The 16,365-nt window shown below is 63.3% G+C and carries 16 protein-coding genes; 8 read left to right on the top strand and 8 right to left on the bottom strand.

Features of this window, described 5'->3' with window-relative positions:
• Positions 1-11: 11 nt before the first annotated feature.
• Positions 12-1,079: an ABC transporter permease gene (locus SPHINGO391_RS17290; RefSeq protein ID WP_244615228.1), complete on the bottom strand. Its 1,068-nt coding sequence runs from the start codon at positions 1,077-1,079 to the stop codon at positions 12-14.
• Entirely contained in the window at positions 1,076-2,608 is a 1,533-nt protein-coding gene (locus SPHINGO391_RS17285; RefSeq protein ID WP_152010001.1) for a sugar ABC transporter ATP-binding protein, read from the bottom strand. Before SPHINGO391_RS17285 ends, SPHINGO391_RS17290 begins: the two co-directional genes overlap by 4 nt.
• 117 nt (positions 2,609-2,725) lie before the next feature.
• Between SPHINGO391_RS17285 and mtnK the strand changes: the two genes are divergently transcribed.
• A complete protein-coding gene (gene mtnK / locus SPHINGO391_RS17280; RefSeq protein WP_193217331.1) occupies positions 2,726-3,994 on the top strand; it encodes an S-methyl-5-thioribose kinase in 1,269 nt (422 codons plus the stop codon).
• A gap of 2 nt (positions 3,995-3,996) precedes the next feature.
• The gene (gene mtnA / locus SPHINGO391_RS17275; RefSeq protein ID WP_152009999.1) at positions 3,997-5,100 is read left to right on the top strand and encodes an S-methyl-5-thioribose-1-phosphate isomerase; all 1,104 of its coding nucleotides are present in this window, start codon (positions 3,997-3,999) and stop codon (positions 5,098-5,100) included.
• Positions 5,101-5,127: 27 nt separating this feature from the next.
• Here mtnA and SPHINGO391_RS17270 read toward each other — a convergent pair whose 3' ends face one another.
• Positions 5,128-6,099, bottom strand: a complete 972-nt coding sequence (locus SPHINGO391_RS17270) for a sugar-binding transcriptional regulator (protein ID WP_152009998.1) — start codon at positions 6,097-6,099, stop codon at positions 5,128-5,130.
• An 84-nt stretch (positions 6,100-6,183) separates the two neighbouring features.
• Between SPHINGO391_RS17270 and SPHINGO391_RS17265 the strand changes: the two genes are divergently transcribed.
• The 6 genes from SPHINGO391_RS17265 (at position 6,184) to SPHINGO391_RS17240 (ending at position 11,932) form a co-directional block, all read left to right on the top strand.
• Positions 6,184-8,256: a bifunctional aldolase/short-chain dehydrogenase gene (locus SPHINGO391_RS17265; protein ID WP_152009997.1), complete on the top strand. Its 2,073-nt coding sequence runs from the start codon at positions 6,184-6,186 to the stop codon at positions 8,254-8,256.
• A 120-nt stretch (positions 8,257-8,376) separates the two neighbouring features.
• Positions 8,377-8,967, top strand: coding sequence for a TetR/AcrR family transcriptional regulator (locus SPHINGO391_RS17260; RefSeq protein ID WP_152009996.1), 591 nt, complete (start codon positions 8,377-8,379; stop codon positions 8,965-8,967).
• Positions 8,964-9,746, top strand: coding sequence for an enoyl-CoA hydratase/isomerase family protein (locus tag SPHINGO391_RS17255; RefSeq protein ID WP_152009995.1), 783 nt, complete (start codon positions 8,964-8,966; stop codon positions 9,744-9,746). The genes SPHINGO391_RS17260 and SPHINGO391_RS17255 overlap by 4 nt, the downstream gene beginning before the upstream one ends.
• Entirely contained in the window at positions 9,739-11,223 is a 1,485-nt protein-coding gene (locus SPHINGO391_RS17250) for an AMP-binding protein (protein WP_152009994.1), read from the top strand. The genes SPHINGO391_RS17255 and SPHINGO391_RS17250 overlap by 8 nt, the downstream gene beginning before the upstream one ends.
• A complete protein-coding gene (locus tag SPHINGO391_RS17245) occupies positions 11,220-11,576 on the top strand; it encodes a MaoC/PaaZ C-terminal domain-containing protein (RefSeq protein WP_152009993.1) in 357 nt (118 codons plus the stop codon). The genes SPHINGO391_RS17250 and SPHINGO391_RS17245 overlap by 4 nt, the downstream gene beginning before the upstream one ends.
• Positions 11,576-11,932 (top strand): phosphate acetyltransferase, encoded by a 357-nt coding sequence (locus tag SPHINGO391_RS17240; RefSeq protein WP_244615227.1) that lies wholly within the window; start codon positions 11,576-11,578, stop codon positions 11,930-11,932. Before SPHINGO391_RS17245 ends, SPHINGO391_RS17240 begins: the two co-directional genes overlap by 1 nt.
• 15 nt (positions 11,933-11,947) lie before the next feature.
• Here SPHINGO391_RS17240 and SPHINGO391_RS17235 read toward each other — a convergent pair whose 3' ends face one another.
• The 5 genes from SPHINGO391_RS17235 to SPHINGO391_RS17215 are packed head-to-tail and all read right to left on the bottom strand — an operon-like array spanning position 11,948 to position 16,306.
• Positions 11,948-12,733, bottom strand: coding sequence for an alpha/beta hydrolase (locus SPHINGO391_RS17235; protein ID WP_152009991.1), 786 nt, complete (start codon positions 12,731-12,733; stop codon positions 11,948-11,950).
• Positions 12,734-12,738: 5 nt separating this feature from the next.
• Complete coding sequence (locus tag SPHINGO391_RS17230) at positions 12,739-13,791, bottom strand: branched-chain amino acid ABC transporter permease (protein WP_152009990.1); 1,053 nt, start codon at positions 13,789-13,791, stop codon at positions 12,739-12,741.
• A 1-nt stretch (position 13,792) separates the two neighbouring features.
• Complete coding sequence (locus SPHINGO391_RS17225) at positions 13,793-14,827, bottom strand: branched-chain amino acid ABC transporter permease (protein WP_152009989.1); 1,035 nt, start codon at positions 14,825-14,827, stop codon at positions 13,793-13,795.
• Positions 14,827-15,549, bottom strand: a complete 723-nt coding sequence (locus SPHINGO391_RS17220) for an ABC transporter ATP-binding protein (protein ID WP_152009988.1) — start codon at positions 15,547-15,549, stop codon at positions 14,827-14,829. Before SPHINGO391_RS17220 ends, SPHINGO391_RS17225 begins: the two co-directional genes overlap by 1 nt.
• Positions 15,542-16,306, bottom strand: coding sequence for an ABC transporter ATP-binding protein (locus SPHINGO391_RS17215; protein ID WP_152009987.1), 765 nt, complete (start codon positions 16,304-16,306; stop codon positions 15,542-15,544). The genes SPHINGO391_RS17220 and SPHINGO391_RS17215 overlap by 8 nt, the downstream gene beginning before the upstream one ends.
• Between the last annotated feature and the right edge of the window lie 59 nt (positions 16,307-16,365).

Genomic DNA, 16,365 nt, shown 5'->3' with positions numbered 1-16,365 from the left:
ATTGGTCTTGCTTAGTGGCCGCCGGCCTTCCGGGCCGAAAGCGAGAAGGTGAAGACAAGGGCGATGACCAGCACCAGGCCCTTGATGAAATCCTGCGTGTAGTAGGGCGCGTTCATCATCGTCAGGCCCTGCAGCAGGATGCCCACAAACAGCGCGCCCATGGCGGTGCCGAAGGCATTGGGCTTGGCAGCACCCAGCACCGCAAAGCCGATCAGGGCTGCGGCAACCGCATCGAGCAGCAGATTGGTGCCCGAGGCGATGTCGCCACGCCCGAGACGGGCTGCAAGCAGCATGCCGCCGATCGATGCCAGAACGCCCGAGATCATGTAGGCAAGGATCTTGTAGTTGTTGACATTGGTGCCCGTCAGGCTGGCCGCCCGCTCGTTCGATCCGATGGCATACATCAGCCGGCCGTGCCGGGTGAGCTCGAGGAACACCCAGACCAGAATGCCGATGACCACCAGGAAGATCACCGGAGCCGGCAAAAGGTTTTCCAGCATGAAGTCGAACCGGTGCCGGCCAAGCTGCAGGAACAGCGGCGAGAAGGTGCCTTCCGCCGTCGACCCGTCGGGCAGTGTCATGCCCATGGCAATCGAGCGGCCTTCGGTCGGAATGCGCTGCAGGCCGACCAGCAGGAACATCATGCCGAGCGTCGCCAACAGGTCGGGCACCTTTGTCTTGACGATCAGCAGGCCGTTGATCAGGCCGATGAAGGCACCCATCGCCAGGCAGGCGATGATGGCGACAAAAGCGGGCTGTTCAAGCACCACCATCATGTAGGCCGCCAGCATCATCGACGAGGTGGCGACCGAGCCGATCGACAGGTCGAAGCCGCCGACCACCAGCGTGCAGGTGACGCCGAGCGCCAGGATGCCGGTGATCGCCACCGACTGAAAGATGAACACCGCGCTGCGCGGTCCGGCGAAACCGTTGGCGAAGACCGAAAAGAAGATCACCAGGCCGACGAGGAGCGCCAGGAAGCCGTACCGGATGGCGATGTCGATCAGCCCGTTGGAGCCGGGCTGCGGTTTTGGCGCGCGCGAACCCGCGCTGGAGGTTTCGGTCTGGTTCATGCTCATGCGTGTGCTGTCCTTGCGGCGCTGCCGGCATCTGCCGGCATGGCCCCGGTTACTGCGGTGAGAATCTCGTTGAGATCCACGTTCTCGTTTCTGAATTCCGCCGCGACCGAATGCTCGGTCATGACGATGATGCGGTCGGCGACTTCCAGCGCCTCGTCGAGTTCCGAGACAAACACCAGGGTCGCCCGGTTCTTCGCGGTTTCGCGGATCTTGCGGCCGATATCGCGGCGGGCGCGAATGTCGACACCCTGGAAAGGCTCGTCGAGCAGCAGCAGCCGGCATTGCTCGGCAAGCCACCTGGCCAGCATCACCTTCTGCTGGTTGCCGCCCGACAGCGTGCCGATCGAATCGGTCTCGCCCTGGCAAACGATCGACAGCGCCTCGATCATCTCGTTGGCGGTGCTACGCTCGTCCGAGCGCTTGATGAAGGACAGGTTCGAGTAGCGCGCCAGGAAGGGCAAGGTGATGTTGCGGGTGATGTCGAAATCGGCAACCACGGCATTGTTGGCCCGGTCCTTGGCTGACATGAACACACCCCGCGCTATCGCAGCCTTGGGATTCGCCGGCGCATAATCCTTGCCGTCAATCCGGATCTGTCCACCGGCAGGGCGGCCCAGTCCGAACAGGCTCTGGGCGAAGGCGCTCTTGCCGCTGCCGAGCAGGCCGGTAACGGCAACCACCTCGTTTTCGCTCAGGTTGAAATCGAACGGCTTGCTGCCGGAGAGCAGCCGGAGATCGGTGATTTCCAGCACCCGTCTGCCGGGGGCGCCGATGCTGATGTCGGCATCGGTCATGCGGTGGCCGAGCATGGCGTTGACCGCGCCTTCATAGTCGAGCTCTTCGCCCTCGAAGACCCCGGAAATCTCGCCGTCGCGCATCGACACGATGCGGTCGGCGATGCGGCGGATGTCCGACATCCGGTGCGAAATGTAGAGAACGGCAACGCCCTTGGCCGAAAGACGTTCGATGAGAAGGAACAGCCGTTCGGCTTCGGAGGCTGAGAGCGATGATGTCGGCTCGTCGAGAATGAGCAGCTGCGGATCATGCGCCATGGCCCGCGCAATGGCGATCAGTTGCCGGTCGGCGACGCCCAGTTCTGCCACCGACTGGCGCACATTGAGCGCAAGCCCCATCTGGCTGGCTATGCGTTCGGCATCGGTATAATTCTGCCGGCGCTTGAGAAAGAAGCCGTAGCCCGGCTCGGCGAGCCGGTCGATCAGCAGGTTGGAGGCGACATCGAGATCAGGAATTACCCCGTCATTGATGTTCTGGTGCACGGTAACGACGCCGGCGCGGATGGCTTCTGAAGGTGTTGACGGGCGGAAATCCTTGCCCAGCAGCGTGATCGAGCCGGCATCGAGCGCGTGTACGCCGCTCAGGATCTTGACCAGGGTGGACTTGCCCGCGCCGTTCGCGCCCATCAGCACGGTGACCGATCCGGCGGGCAGCGACAGGTTAAGCTGCTTGAGGACACGGTTGTCCCCGAACGACTTGTCCACGCCCCGCAGATCGCAAAGAGTTCCGTTCATGCTGTCCTCCCGCTATGATGAAAACAGCAGCGATGACAAAAGTCAATACGTATTGACAAATGATTGAAATGGGCACTAGGCTTGCACGATACGCAGCCTTGACTGTCATTTGGGAGGATGGTTTTGAGCAACGACTACAAACCTTTATCGCCGGAAACCCTTGGCCAGCGCCTGGGCGGACTCGACGTCATGAAGCAGGCCGTGGGCGGCAATGCCGATGCCTGGACAGTGCGGGAAGTCGGTGACGGCAACCTCAATCTCGTCTTCATCGTGGAAGGTGACGCTGGCAGTGTCATCGTCAAGCAGGCGCTTCCCTATGTGCGCCTGGTAGGTGACAGCTGGCCGCTGCCGCTCAAGCGCGCGTTCTTCGAGTATCATGCATTGATCCGCCAGGAGGCGCGGGACCCGGGCAGCGTGCCCCAGGTCCTGCATTTTGATGAAAGCCAGGCGCTCATCGTCATGGAACGGCTGCAGCCGCATATTATTTTGCGCCAGCAGACCATGGAAGGGCGCAAGGTTGCGGGGTTGGGCCAGACCTTGGGATTGTTTGCTGCGCGCACCGCCTTTCGCGGGTCGGATTTGTCAATGACGGCGGGCGACAAGAAAGCCGACGCGGCTCTCTTCGCCGGAAATGTCGAGCTGTGCGACATTACCGAGTCGTTGGTCTTCACCGATCCCTATTACGATGCTGAGATGAACCGGCACACCACACCGCAGCTTGACGGCATTGTCGCCGACCTGCGCCGGGACGAGGCGCTGAAGGTCGAGGTTCAGCACATGAAGCGCGCGTTCACCTCGCGCGGTGAAACCATGTGCCATGGCGATCTTCATGCCGGCTCGATCATGGTCACCGGCGAGCAGTCGCGGATCATCGATCCCGAGTTTGCCTTCTACGGGCCGTTCGGCTTCGACATCGGCATGCTGATCGGCAACTACCTCATGGCCTATCACGCCATGCCGGCCCATATCTCCGACGCCGATGCCTGCCGCGGTTTCCAGGACTGGATCCTCTCGGTCATTGACGAGACCTGGTCGGTCTACCGCCAGGAATTCCTGCGCCTGTGGCGTACGGAACGGACCGGCATCCTCTACCCGAAGGCGCTCTATGAGGATCAGGGACATCATTTCGCCTCGGAGAGCGCTGCCGAGCAGCTGCTGGGCGAGATCTTCCGTGATTTGGTCGGCTTCGCCGGCATCGAGATGCACCGCCGTATCTTGGGCCTCGCCCATGTGGCCGAACTCGACACCATCGAGGACGAGGATCTGAAGGCCCGCTGCGAGGCCAAGTGTCTCAAGCTGGGGCAATTCCTGGTCATCAACAGAAACCGCCTGACCGGCATGGATGCCGTGCTGGCAGCGGCGCGGCGCGCTGAAACGGGAGCATAGGAATGAAGGTTGGCGATACGCATTACCGGTCGATCTGGTTCGATGGAGAAAAGTCCAGGGTCATGATCATCGATCAGCGCTGGCTGCCGCACGAGTTCCGGGTGGTCGCACTCGACACGCTTGATGAATTCGCCACCGCGATCCGGGACATGTGGGTGCGCGGCGCGCCGCTGATCGGCGCCACCGCCGCCTACGGCGTCGCCATCGAGATGCAGCGTAACGCTTCAGATGAAGCACTCGACAATGCCTGGGAGCGGCTGCACGAGACCCGGCCGACGGCGGTCAACCTGCGCTGGGCGCTCGATGAAATGCGCGGTGTTCTTTCGTCTCTTCCCGAAAGCGAGCGCGCCGCGGTGGCCTTCCGCAAAGCCGAAGAGATCTGCAACGCCGATGTCGAGACCAACCGCATGATCGGCGTGCACGGCCTGGAGATCGTCCGGAAGATCGCCGCCACCAAGAAACCCGGCATGCCGGTCAATATCCTCACCCACTGCAATGCCGGATGGCTGGCGACGGTGGACTGGGGCACGGCCACCTCGCCGATGTATCACGCGGCAACCGCAGGCATTCCGATCCATGTCTGGGTCGACGAGACCCGTCCGCGCAACCAGGGCGCCCAGCTCACCAGCTGGGAAATGAACAGCCACGGCATTCCGCATCATCTCATCGTCGACAATGCCGGCGGGCATCTGATGCAGCATGGCCAGGTCGACATGGTCATCGTCGGCACCGACCGGACGACGGCCTCAGGCGATGTCTGCAACAAGATCGGCACCTATCTCAAGGCGCTGGCCGCCCACGACAACAATGTGCCGTTCTATGTGGCGCTTCCCTCGAGCACGATCGACTGGACGGTGGATGACGGCGTTCGCGAAATCCCGATCGAGGAGCGTGATGACCGCGAGGTCACCCATGTCTTTGGCCGTCTGGAAGATGGCAGCGTCACTTCGGTGCAGATTTCCCCGGATGGCACGCCCGGCGGCAATCCGGCCTTTGATGTCACGCCGGCACGCCTGGTCACTGGCCTGATCACCGAGCGCGGTGTCACGGAGGCCAGCCGCGAGGGACTGCTGGGTCTGTTTCCCGAACGCCGCAGCGCCGCCTGATTGGGGATCGCCTGAGCGGCATCCGTCTCAGGCGAGTTCCATCATCGCAGCGGCGCAGCTCTGGTTGGTGACCACGTGGGTGGCATATCCGCCCCTGATGGCGGCAACGGCCGCCGGCACCCGCTCTTCGCCGACCGACACCAGGATTCCCATGTCACGGTGCCGAAGCTCCTCGAGCTCGATCCCCATCATCCGGTCATCGAGCGGGCCGGAGACCGGATCACCCTTGGCATCGATAAAGCGGCCGCAGAGCACGCCGACCGCGCCGTTGGCGATATAGTCTTCCAGCTCTTTCTGGGTGGCGACGCCGCTCGACGCAACATGGCTGTCGGGTTTGCAGGATCCCACGGCGAACAGTGTCTTGTTGCAGTCGCTGATCGCGTCGAGCTGCTTTGAGATGAGCGATTCCGCCCGGAGGGTGGCGGCAATTTCAGCGGTGCTCAGGATTGCGGGCACATGCAGGTTGATGCATTTGGCGGAGAATTTGCGCGCCACGTTGGAGGAGCAGACATCGGCGGAAAAGCCATAAGGCGTGGCCATCGAGCCGACCAGCTGCAGCACTGTCAGGTCGGCGATGGTGGTCTGCTCAAGGCGTTCGGCGACATCGTAGATGGTCTTGCCCCAGGCGACGCCGAGCCGGTCGCCCGGTTCCAGCAGGCTTGGCAGCCAGTCCGCAGCACCCCGGATGATGCGGCTCGCGTGGTCATCCTGGCCGCCGGTGCCGTCGGGCAGGATATAGGCGGCCTTGAGACCGAACCGGTCGCGCAATTCCAGCGCGGCGCGATGGGTGTTGAAAGCCTCGGGCGCGAGCTTGGTGTGGATGTAACCGCGCTCGCGGGCTTCCTGCAGATAGTTGACCACCGTGGCGCGCGACACCAAGAGCCGGTTGGCTATTTCGCTCTGGTTGAGTCCGTCATGATAGTAAAGCCATGCGGTTTCAACGACGATATCCTCGCCGCTGATCTGTTTGGTTGAGCGCCTGGTTGAGTTCTGAGGCATTTCGATCCATCACCAATATATACATTTGACAATAGCGAATGACTTTTGTCAAATGCGACACATTCACATGGGCAGGAGACGGTAATGAGGCAAAACAGGTGGAATGACAAGGAAGCCCAGGCGCGGGTCGATGCGGCGGGCGCCGATCCGGCTGACCGCACGCTGGCGCTCAGGGTCTATTCCTCCCGCATCATAGGCGCCGATCCCGATCTTGTCATGCATGGCGGTGGCAACACCTCGGTCAAGACCGAGCGCCGGGACCTGTTCGGCGCGATGCAGAAAGTCCTGCACGTCAAGGGCAGCGGTTGGGATCTCGACACGCTCGAGGCGCCCGGCCTGCCCGGGGTCCGGCTCGAGCCGCTGCTTGAAATGCGCAAGCTTGATGCCCTGTCCGATGAGGACATGGTCAACATGCAGCGCTCTAACCTGCTTGACTCGGCTGCGCCCAACCCGTCGGTCGAGACCCTGCTGCATGCCTTTCTGCCGCATACCTTCGTCGATCACACCCATGCCACGGCCTTTCTGGCGCTGGCAAACCTGCCGGATGCCGAAGCGGCGATCCGCGAGATTTTCGGCGACCGGCTGGCCGTCGTGCCCTACATCATGCCCGGCTTTGCCCTCGCGAAGAAGGCGGCCGAAGTCTTCGACGCCCATCCTGATTGCGAAGGGCTGATCCTGCTCAAGCACGGCCATTTCACCTTTGGTGCTTCGGCGAAGGAGAGCTACGACAAGGTGATCGAGCACACCAACATGGTCGAGGAGTGGCTTGCGGCGAGGAACGGGGGCCGGAAGTTCGATTGCACCGTCAAGCGGGATCGTTCGCTTGCCAGCGAGGCGTCAGCGGCCGAAGTGCTTCCGGTGCTGCGCGGCGCGATTGCGGCTTTGCGTGGCGAGCATCACAATGCATCCCCCCGGCCTGTGGTGATGGACATTCGGGGTGGGGAGGCAATCAATGCATTTCTGCACCGCACCGATCTTGGGGATCTGGCGCAGCGCGGCGTCGCCTCGCCTGATCACGTGATCCGCACCAAGGGCAACATGCTTGTCCTCGGCAAGGATGATCTTGCCAACGGACGTGAAGGCATCGAGGCGAAGGTGGCGGACTATGCCGCCGCTTACAGCGCCATGTTTGAGGCCCAGTTCAAACGAGTTGGCGGCGGCAAGGTCATGCTCGAGCCGCACCCATGCGTGGCATGGATCGAAGGCGTCGGCATTGCCGGCATCGGCAAGGATGCGTCTGCAGCGTTGGCCGCCGCCGATATCGCCGAGCAGACCGTCGAGGTGATGAGCCAGGGCGAGGCCGCCGGCGGCTTCCGGCCGATCGGGATGGATGATCTTTTCGACATGGAGTACTGGTCGCTCGAACAGGCCAAGCTGTCAAAGGCCGCGGCCAAGCCCTTCGCCGGACAGATCGTTGCGGTGACCGGCGGGGCAGGCGCCATAGGTCTCGCCACCGCGAAAGCCTTCGCCCGCGAGGGGGCTGCGATTGCCCTGATCGATTTCAACCCGGAAGCCTGCAAGGTCGCCGCGGCCTCCATCGGTTCGAACTGTCTTGCTGTGGTTGCGGACCTGACACAGAAAGGCGCAGCCGAGCGGGCAATCAGCGAGATCGTGCGGCGTTTCGGCGGCCTCGACGTGCTCGTCTCCAACGCCGGCGCCGCCATTCAGGGCATGCTTCTCGACCTTGATGACGAAACACTTCGCTCGAGTTTCGAGCTCAATTTCTTCTCCCACCTGGCCATGGCAAAGGCTGCTGCGAGTGTGTTCGCCGCGCAGGGGCATGGCGGGCAGATGCTGTTCAACGTCTCCAAGCAGGCGGTCAATCCGGGCAAGGGTTTTGGCGCCTACGGGCTCCCCAAGGCCGCGACCTTCTTCCTGGTCCGGCAACTGGCGCTGGAGCTCGGTGGATCCGGTGTCAGGGTCAACGGCGTCAATGCCGACAGGATCCGCTCCGGCCTGCTGACCGATGATTTCATCAGGTCCCGCGCCGAGGCGAGGGGCGTTTCCGCCTCCGACTACATGGCGGGCAACCTGCTGAAGGCCGAGGTCGAGGCGCATCATGTCGCCGATGCATTTGTGGCGCTCGCGAAGTCCGAGCGGACAACGGCTCATGTCGTCACCGTGGACGGCGGCAACATCGAAGCGGCGCTGCGCTGAGTTCGGCCCCGGTGCGCCTGGTTGGCGTGGAGCGTTCGGCGCTGATCGGGTAACCGCCCAGGCCAACCAAGCGGGACGAACACGCTTGCAAATTGAAATATGAATCAGTATTCATGTTTTATGGCAACGAACCCGTATCCCAGAACCAAGAGAGGTGCCGAGCGGCGCGAGCAGATCCTGCGCGCTGCCGAGGTGATGATCGGCACGCAGGGCTTCTCTGCGGCCTCGATCGCCGACATCACCCGTCATGCGAAAACGGCGCTCGGCACCTTCTATATCTACTTTTCCAGCAAGGAAGACGTCTTCCGCGAACTGGTTCTGGAAATGGGGCAGCTGACGCGCGCCATGGTCACCGAGGCGGTGGCCGATGCGCCCAACAGGCTTGAAGCCGAGCGCGCCGGCCTGAAGGCCTTTTTACGCTTTGTCGCCGAACGCCCCTCGCTGTACCGGATCGTCGAGGAAGCCCGCTTCATCGATGTCGAGGCCTACAAGGCCTATTTCACCAATTTCGCCAAGGCCTATGCAGCCCAACTGCGTGAAGCCGAGGCATCGGGCGAATTGCGGCCCGGCGACGCCGAGGTCCGGGCGTGGGCGCTGATGGGAATCGCCAAGACACTTGGCGAGCGCTACGTGCTCTGGGATGAGACCGCCGACATCGACCATGTCGTTGACGAGGCTTATTCGATGATCAGGGACGGCATTGCGCCATGACGGCGAAAGTCGCCTTCGATACGGTCGACCTGCCGGGCGGCGCTGCCTGTGTGCGGCTGACACTTTCCGGTGGCCGCGCCAATGCGCTGGAGCCGGGACTGCTCGGCGATCTCATCTCGGCGCTGGACCGGGCGGAGGCGCAGGACGCCAGGATCATCCTGCTGTGCGGCGGGCGGAACTTCTCAAGCGGGGGCGATGTTCGCGGCTTTCATGCCGCTACGCTTGACGGCAGGGGCCAGGACTATGCCCGCACGGTTGTCCCACTACTGCAGACGATCGTCGCCCGGCTGATCGCGATGCCGCGTCTGGTGGTTGTGGCAGCGCGCGGCGCCATAACCGGCGGCTCGGCCGGGCTGCTGTTTGCCGCCGATCTGGCCGTGCTTGCTCCTGACGCTTTCGTGCAGCCCTACTATCCACAAGTCGGCTTTGCCCCGGACGGCGGCTGGACGGCGCTGCTGCCCGAACGCATCGGCGCAGGCCGGGCGGCGGAATGGCTGCAATCGGACCGGCGTCTGTCAGCCCAGGCGCTGTGCGATGCGGGGCTGGCTACGGCGGTTTCCGACATTCCGGAAGAGCGAGCACTCGAGCTTGCGGCAAGCGGCGAGATCGGCACCCGTCTGGCGACCAAGGCGCTGATCTGGGACAGCGCCCGCCGCCGCCATATCGAGACCCGGCTGCAAGCCGAAACGACGGCGTTTCTTGACCGTATAAGTCAGCCCGACACGCTGCGCGGCATGTCGCGGTTTCTCGAACGCGTGGGAGGCACGGCAGATGTTTGACACCATTCCCGACATGGCCGCCAAACGGGCCGAGATCTCGCCGCACGCGATTGCCTTCATCGATGCGGACAGCGGACGGCAATGGCGGTTTGCCGAAATCAATGATGCCGCGAACGCGGTTGCCGCCGGCCTTGGCCGGGCGGGCATTACCCAAGGCGACCGTCTGGCGATCCTCTGCCTCAACCGGGTCGAGTTCTTCATCACGCTGTTTGCCTGCCAGAAGACCGGCGTGATCCTCTGCCCGCTCAACTGGCGGCAGCCGGCGCCCGAACTTGTCGAAACGCTCGAACCGGTCGACGCCAAGGCGATCATCCACGACCATGCGCAGGCCGGGCTGGCGGAAGCGGTGGCAACGACTTGCGGCATTCCGCAACTGGCGATCGAGACCGATCTTGCAGCCTGGATCGAGGCTGGCGCGGAGCAACGCTCAGAGGCGGTCGACGCCAACCAGCCCTGGTACCTGCTGTTCACCTCGGGAACGACGGGGCGGCCGAAGGCGGTGATCCAGACCGCGCGGATGGCCTGGGCCAATGCCGTCAACATTTCCCAGGCGTCGCGGATGACGGCGGAAGACCGCTCCGTCAATTTCCTGCCGCTGTTTCACACCGCCGGCATCAATCTCTACACCCTGCCGCTGTTCCTGATGGGCGGCTCATCGACGGTTCTGCCAAAATTCGAACCGGACCAGATATTCGATCTGCTCAAACAGAGCAGGGTGAACCAGTTCTTCGGCGTCCCGGCGATCTACCAGGCCTTCAGCCTGCTGCCAGATGTCGGCGATATCGACTGGTGCTCGGTCCGTTGCGGCTGTGGCGGTGCGCCGTTGCCCGAACCGCTGATCCGCTTCTTTGCCGGGCTCGGCGCCAAGGTGCTCAACGGGATGGGCATGACCGAAACCGGACCGACGGTGTTCCTGATGGATCCGGAAAACGCCGAGCGGAAAATCGGCTCCGTCGGTCGCGCGCAGATGCTCACCGAAATGCGGCTGGACGGCGTCGACGCCGGGCAGGCGGGGGCCGGCGAGATCCAGCTCAGGGGCCCCAACATCACGCCGGGATACTACCTCAACGAAAAGGCCACGCGCGACGCCTTCACCGAGGACGGCTGGCTCAGGACCGGCGATGTCGGGCGGCGCGACGAAGACGGCTACATCTTCATCGTCGACCGGATCAAGGACATGTATATTTCCGGCGGCGAAAACGTCTATCCGGCCGAAGTCGAGCGGGTGCTCAATGAACATGCCGATGTGCTCGAATCCGCGGTGATCAGCATGCCCGACGCCAGATGGGGCGAGGTGGGCGCCGCCTTCATCATCCCCAGGCCGGGTGCCAGTCTCGATCCTGACGAGCTCAGGAGCTGGAGCCGGCAAAGGCTGGCGGCCTACAAGGTGCCGGTCCGGATCACGCTTGTGGAGGATTTTCCGCGCACGGCGGCCGGCAAGGTTCGCAAGCCGGAATTGAGGTCGATGTTGCCATGAAGATCGAGCTGTCTGCCACATGGACCCCGTCACAGCAGGAGTTCGACCTGTTCGCCCGGATTTCCGGCGACGACAACCCGATCCACGTCGATCCGGATTTTTCCGCCCGGACCGCCTTCGGCCGCACGGTCAGCCACGGCATGCTGATCTACACCAAGCTGTGGGGACTGTTGATCGCCTCGCACCCGGAAATCAGGCAAATGGGCCAGACGATGATGTTTCCAAATCCCTGCTACACCGGCGAGCCTGTCGAGCTGACGGTCAGCGGTGAATGTCCGGGAACGCTTTCGGTTCGCGCGGCGAGAACCGCGGATGGCGCGGAACTGCTGGTCGGCGAAACGGAGGTGGCGTGATGCAGGTTGGTCAGTCAGCAAGTGTCAGCCGCAGCTACAGCCGTACAGATCTGGAAGACTTTGCCGCTCTCGGCGGCACGGCTGCTCCCGAGAGCATCCCCGAGCCGCTCATCGCCGCGCTTTTTTCCTATCTGCTGGGCGTCAAGCTGCCGGGCCCGGGGACCAATTACCTCAAGCAGGAACTCAGGTTTCTCGCGCCGGCTTCGCCGGACACCGAACTGACGGCGAAGGTCGAAATCACGCGGCTGCGCCCCGAAAAGCACCTGGTCGACCTCTGGGCCACCTGCATCGACGCTAATGGCGTGCTGGTCTGCGAAGGCCGCTCACTGGTCAAGGCCAAGGATGCAAAAGCATAAATAAATATGCTTGTCCTATGCGACGGATGGCTGGAGGCTGGTGGCGAAATCCACGAGCCTGGCGGCAAAGGCGTCGGGCTCCTCAAGGTGCGGCGAATGGCCGGAGGCCGAAAATGAGTGCATCTCGCCACGCGGGGCGGTCTCGGCCAGCCATGCGGCAGAGGATGCCGGATAGACCCGGCTGAGCGCGCCGGCGCTGGCAAGCAGCGGGCAGGGCAGGGTCTTGATCACCTGCCGCTGGTCCATCAGCGCCAGGGCCTTCCACATTGCGATCATTTTGGCGGGATCGTTGCTCAGGATCTGGGCCAGCGCGTCGCCCCGGCTGTAGCCCGGGGCTCCCTCGCGATGCCCGAACATGGTGGTCGCAATCGCCTCGGCCATGCCCGGCCAGTCGGCAATCATCCGCCTGGTGGTTGTTTCAAGATCTTCAGCGCTCTGGCCGATCAGCCCGTGCGGCCAGTCCGGCCCGCAGGCAAGCTTCGGGCTCATGTCCACGCTCATCAGGCCTGCAATCCGGTCCGCCCCGAAGTCTTCAACATATCGCCAGGCAACCGCGGCCCCCATCGACCAGCCGACCAGAACGACATCGGTCAGATCACGCTCTTCGAGCAAGGCGGACAGCGTCCGCGCCGCTGCCGAGAGTGATGGCTCGGCGGCTGCCAGTTCACCATGACCCGGAAGGTCCGGCGCATGGCAATCGAGCTCCGCAGGCAGCCTGGCAATCAGATCGTTGAATATCGCGCCACGCATCGTCCAGCCATGCAGCAGCACGACGGGCCGTGGCCGGAGTCCATCCGCCACCAGGCTCAATCCTCCGACCTTAGCCGCCCGACAATGCCGGTGGGAAAGAAATAGACGCTGAGGATGAACAGCACGCCAAGCCACAACAGCCACCGGTCGGGGTCAAGTAGCTGTGGAATGAGCGGCAGGCCTTCGGTGGCCCCTGACGCGACGCCCATCAGGTTCTGCAGGTAGTTCTGCGCCAGCACGAAGATTGTTGCGCCGATCACCGCGCCATACATCGTGCCCATGCCGCCGATCACCACCATCAGCAGAATGTCGAGCATGATCTCGAAGGACAGCGTGGTGTCGGGCCCGACGTAGCGCAGCCAGATCGCAAACAGGCTGCCGGCGATTGCCGCGACCGCCGCGGACAGGCAGGTCGCGAGCGTCCGGTAGAACACCACCCGGTAGCCGATCGCCTCTGCGCGGAAATCATTCTCGCGAATCGCCTGCAGCACCCGTCCGAAGGGTGAATTGACGATCCTGAGCAAGAGCAGAAACAGCGCCAGCGAGGCAAAGAACACCAGATAGTAGTTCAGAAGCTTGCCAGTGATGCTGACACCGAACAGGCTGCCCAGCTTGAAGGCAGGCGTGAGTTCGCGCGGAATGGAATAGTTGAGCCCGTCCTCGCCCCCGGTCAGCCCCGAGAGCTGGCTGACAAGTACCGCAACGGCAGAGGCGACCGCGAGTGTGATCATGGCAAAGAAGATCGCCCGGACCCTGAGCGAGAACAGCCCGATCAGAAGTGCCAGCAGGGCCGAGGCGACGGCGCCGGACACCGTGCCGACGATCAGCGCATCATAGCCGCGGCCCATGTGAACCGAAGCCAGTGCCACGCCATAGGCGCCAAGGCCGAAGAACATCGTGTGAGCGAAACTGACGATGCCGGAATAGCCCAGCAGCAGATCGTAGCTCGCCACCAGCACGATGAAGATGCAGATCCGTGCCGCGGTTTCGAGCGACCGCACGCCGGGGAAGAGGAACGGCGCCAGCGCCAGGCAGAAGAGAATGCCCAGCAGCAGGCCGGTCAGGATCAGGGATCGGGGACGGTCGTCGGAAATGAGGTTTGTCAGCATGTTACTTCGCCTTCACAACGGGCATCATGCCCTGCGGCCGCCACATCAGGATCGCCGTCATCAGGGCAATGTTGGAAATCAGCGCCAGCTTGGGCTCGAGAAAGGCGATGTAGTTCTGCAAAAGGCCGACCAGCAGTGCGCCGATGAAGGCGCCCTCGACCGACCCCAGCCCGCCGATGATGACGACGATGAAGACCAGGATCATCATCTCCTCGCCCATGCCAGCGGTGATGACTTCCTGGTAGAGCCCCCACATCACGCCGCCCAGCCCGGCAAGCGCCGAACCGGCGATGAAGACGCCGATGAAGACCAGCCGCAGGTGATAGCCCAGCGCCTCGACCATCTCGCCGTTCTGCACGCCGGCGCGGACGATCAGCCCGATCTTGGTGCGCTTGAGCACCAGCCGCATGGCCACGAACAGAGCCAGGCCGAACACCACGGCGAGCAAACGGTACTTTTCGATCGCCGCACCTGCAAAGGTCACTGCGCCCTTCAGCGTTTCCGGCCGGGTGAGATAGATCTCGTCAGGGCCCCACAGCACATGGATCATCTGCTCGATGACGATAAGGCCGCCGACGGTGACCAGGATCTGCTTGAGATGCGCACCGTAGACCGGCCGCACGATCACCCGCTCGAAGCCCCAGCCGAGCGCTCCGGTGACGCACATGGCGGCAATCACCGCGGCCAAAACCGCGGCCACGTTGAGCAGCAGCGACGGCACGCCGGTCCAGCTCTCGAGCGCCAGCAGCGCCGAGATGCCGACATAGGCGCCCACCGAAATGAAGGCGCCATGGCCGAAGTTGATCACATCCATCAGCCCGAACACCAGCGTCAGGCCCGAAGCCATGATGAAGATCATCATCCCCATGGCCAGGCCGGAAACGGTCAGCGTCAGCCAGCTCGATGTCGAGCCGATCGACAGGAAGCCGAAAACCACCAGCAAGGGCACAAGCAGCAAGGGCATCGCCTTGCCGATCCTGTCGGGCAGCGACAGTTGCGCATATTTCGGTGCATGGTCGGGTGCGGCGCTGGTCATCAGTGTGCCTCCATGGTCAGGCCCATCAGCCGTTCCTGCAACGCGGCGTCACCGGCCAGTTCGGCCATCTGGCCGGCCCAGACGATCCGCCCGTCATCCATCACCGCAGCCGTGTCGCCAAGCGCCTTGGCGACAGAGAAGTTCTGTTCGACCAGAAGGATCGATGCGCCCTTCTTCTTCAGATCGCGCAGCGCTCCCGCCATGGTCGAGATGATCGCCGGCGCCAGCCCCTTGGTCGGTTCGTCGATCAGGTAGAGTTGGCGTTCCTCGGCCATGGCACGCGCGATGGACAGCATCTGCTTTTGCCCGCCTGAGAGATTGCCGGCTTCCGAGCGCCAGAATGTTCTGAGCGGCGGAAACGCCGCGAAGATCCAGTCCAGCCGGGCCGGATCGAGCGGACCGGAAGCGGCGGCGAGGATCATGTTTTCCTCGACCGTCAGGTCGGAGAAGATGCCCATGTCCTCAGGCACGAAGCCGATGCCGGCGCGGGCGCGGGCGGGGGTGGGCAGCGAGGTGATGTCGGCGCCATCGAAACGGAGGCTGCCGGATTTCGCCTGCCAGTGACCGATGATGGTGCGCAGCGTCGTGGTCTTGCCAACGCCGTTGCGACCGAGAAGCATGGTCACGCCGCCACGCGGCACAACCAGATCGACGCCCTGCAGGATGTGATACTGGGCGATGTCGGTGTGGACACCGGAAAGTTCGAGGATCGGATCAGACATCGGCGAGGTCCCGTCCCATATAGGCTTCCTGCACCACGTCCGAGGCCATCACCGTTGCCGGATCGCCGTCTGCGGCAAGCGCGCCGTTGTGCAACACGATGATCCGGTCGGCGAGCGAGCGGATGACATCCATCTTGTGTTCGACCAGCAGGATGGTGCGGTCCTTCTCGGCCTTGAGTTCGGCGATCAGGTCGAGCACCACCGGGGCCTCGTCGACGCTCATGCCGGCGGTCGGCTCGTCGAACATGTAGACCACCGGATCGAGTGCGATCAGGATGGCGACCTCGAGCTTGCGCTGGTTGCCGTGGCTGAGCCCGCCGACCTTCTGCTCGGCGAGCGGATGCAGCCGGACCCGTTCCAGAATGGCCATCGCCGCAACCGTCAATTCTCGGTGGGATGTCGCCATGCTCAAAAGGTTGAAACCCATCCTGCGCCTTGCCTGGATCACCAGCCGGACATTTTCGAGAACGGTGAGATTGGGAAACAGGTTGGTCAGCTGGAAAGCGCGCCCCAGCCCCTTGCGGCAACGGCTAGCCACCGGATCGCGGGTCACGTCCTCGCCCATCAGCCGGACAGTGCCTTCTGAAGCCGCAATCTGTCCCGAGATGAGATTGAAATAAGTGGTCTTGCCGGCGCCATTGGGTCCGACGATGGCGGTGAGTTCACCGGCGCGGAAGCCGCAGCTGACGGCGTCGACCGCCACATGGCCGCCAAAGCGGACGGTCAGGCCTTCCGTTTCCAGAAGCATCTGTGTCATGGCGCACCCATGGAAGAAAAGAAAGGATGCCGCGGACGCCACAAGGCAAGCGTCCGCGG

The sequence above is a fragment of the Hoeflea sp. EC-HK425 genome (assembly GCF_902498795.1).
GTDB classification, from domain to species: domain Bacteria; phylum Pseudomonadota; class Alphaproteobacteria; order Rhizobiales; family Rhizobiaceae; genus Hoeflea; species Hoeflea alexandrii.
Note: the sequence above shows the minus strand (reverse complement) of the source record. Positions and strands in the feature narration are given on the sequence as shown.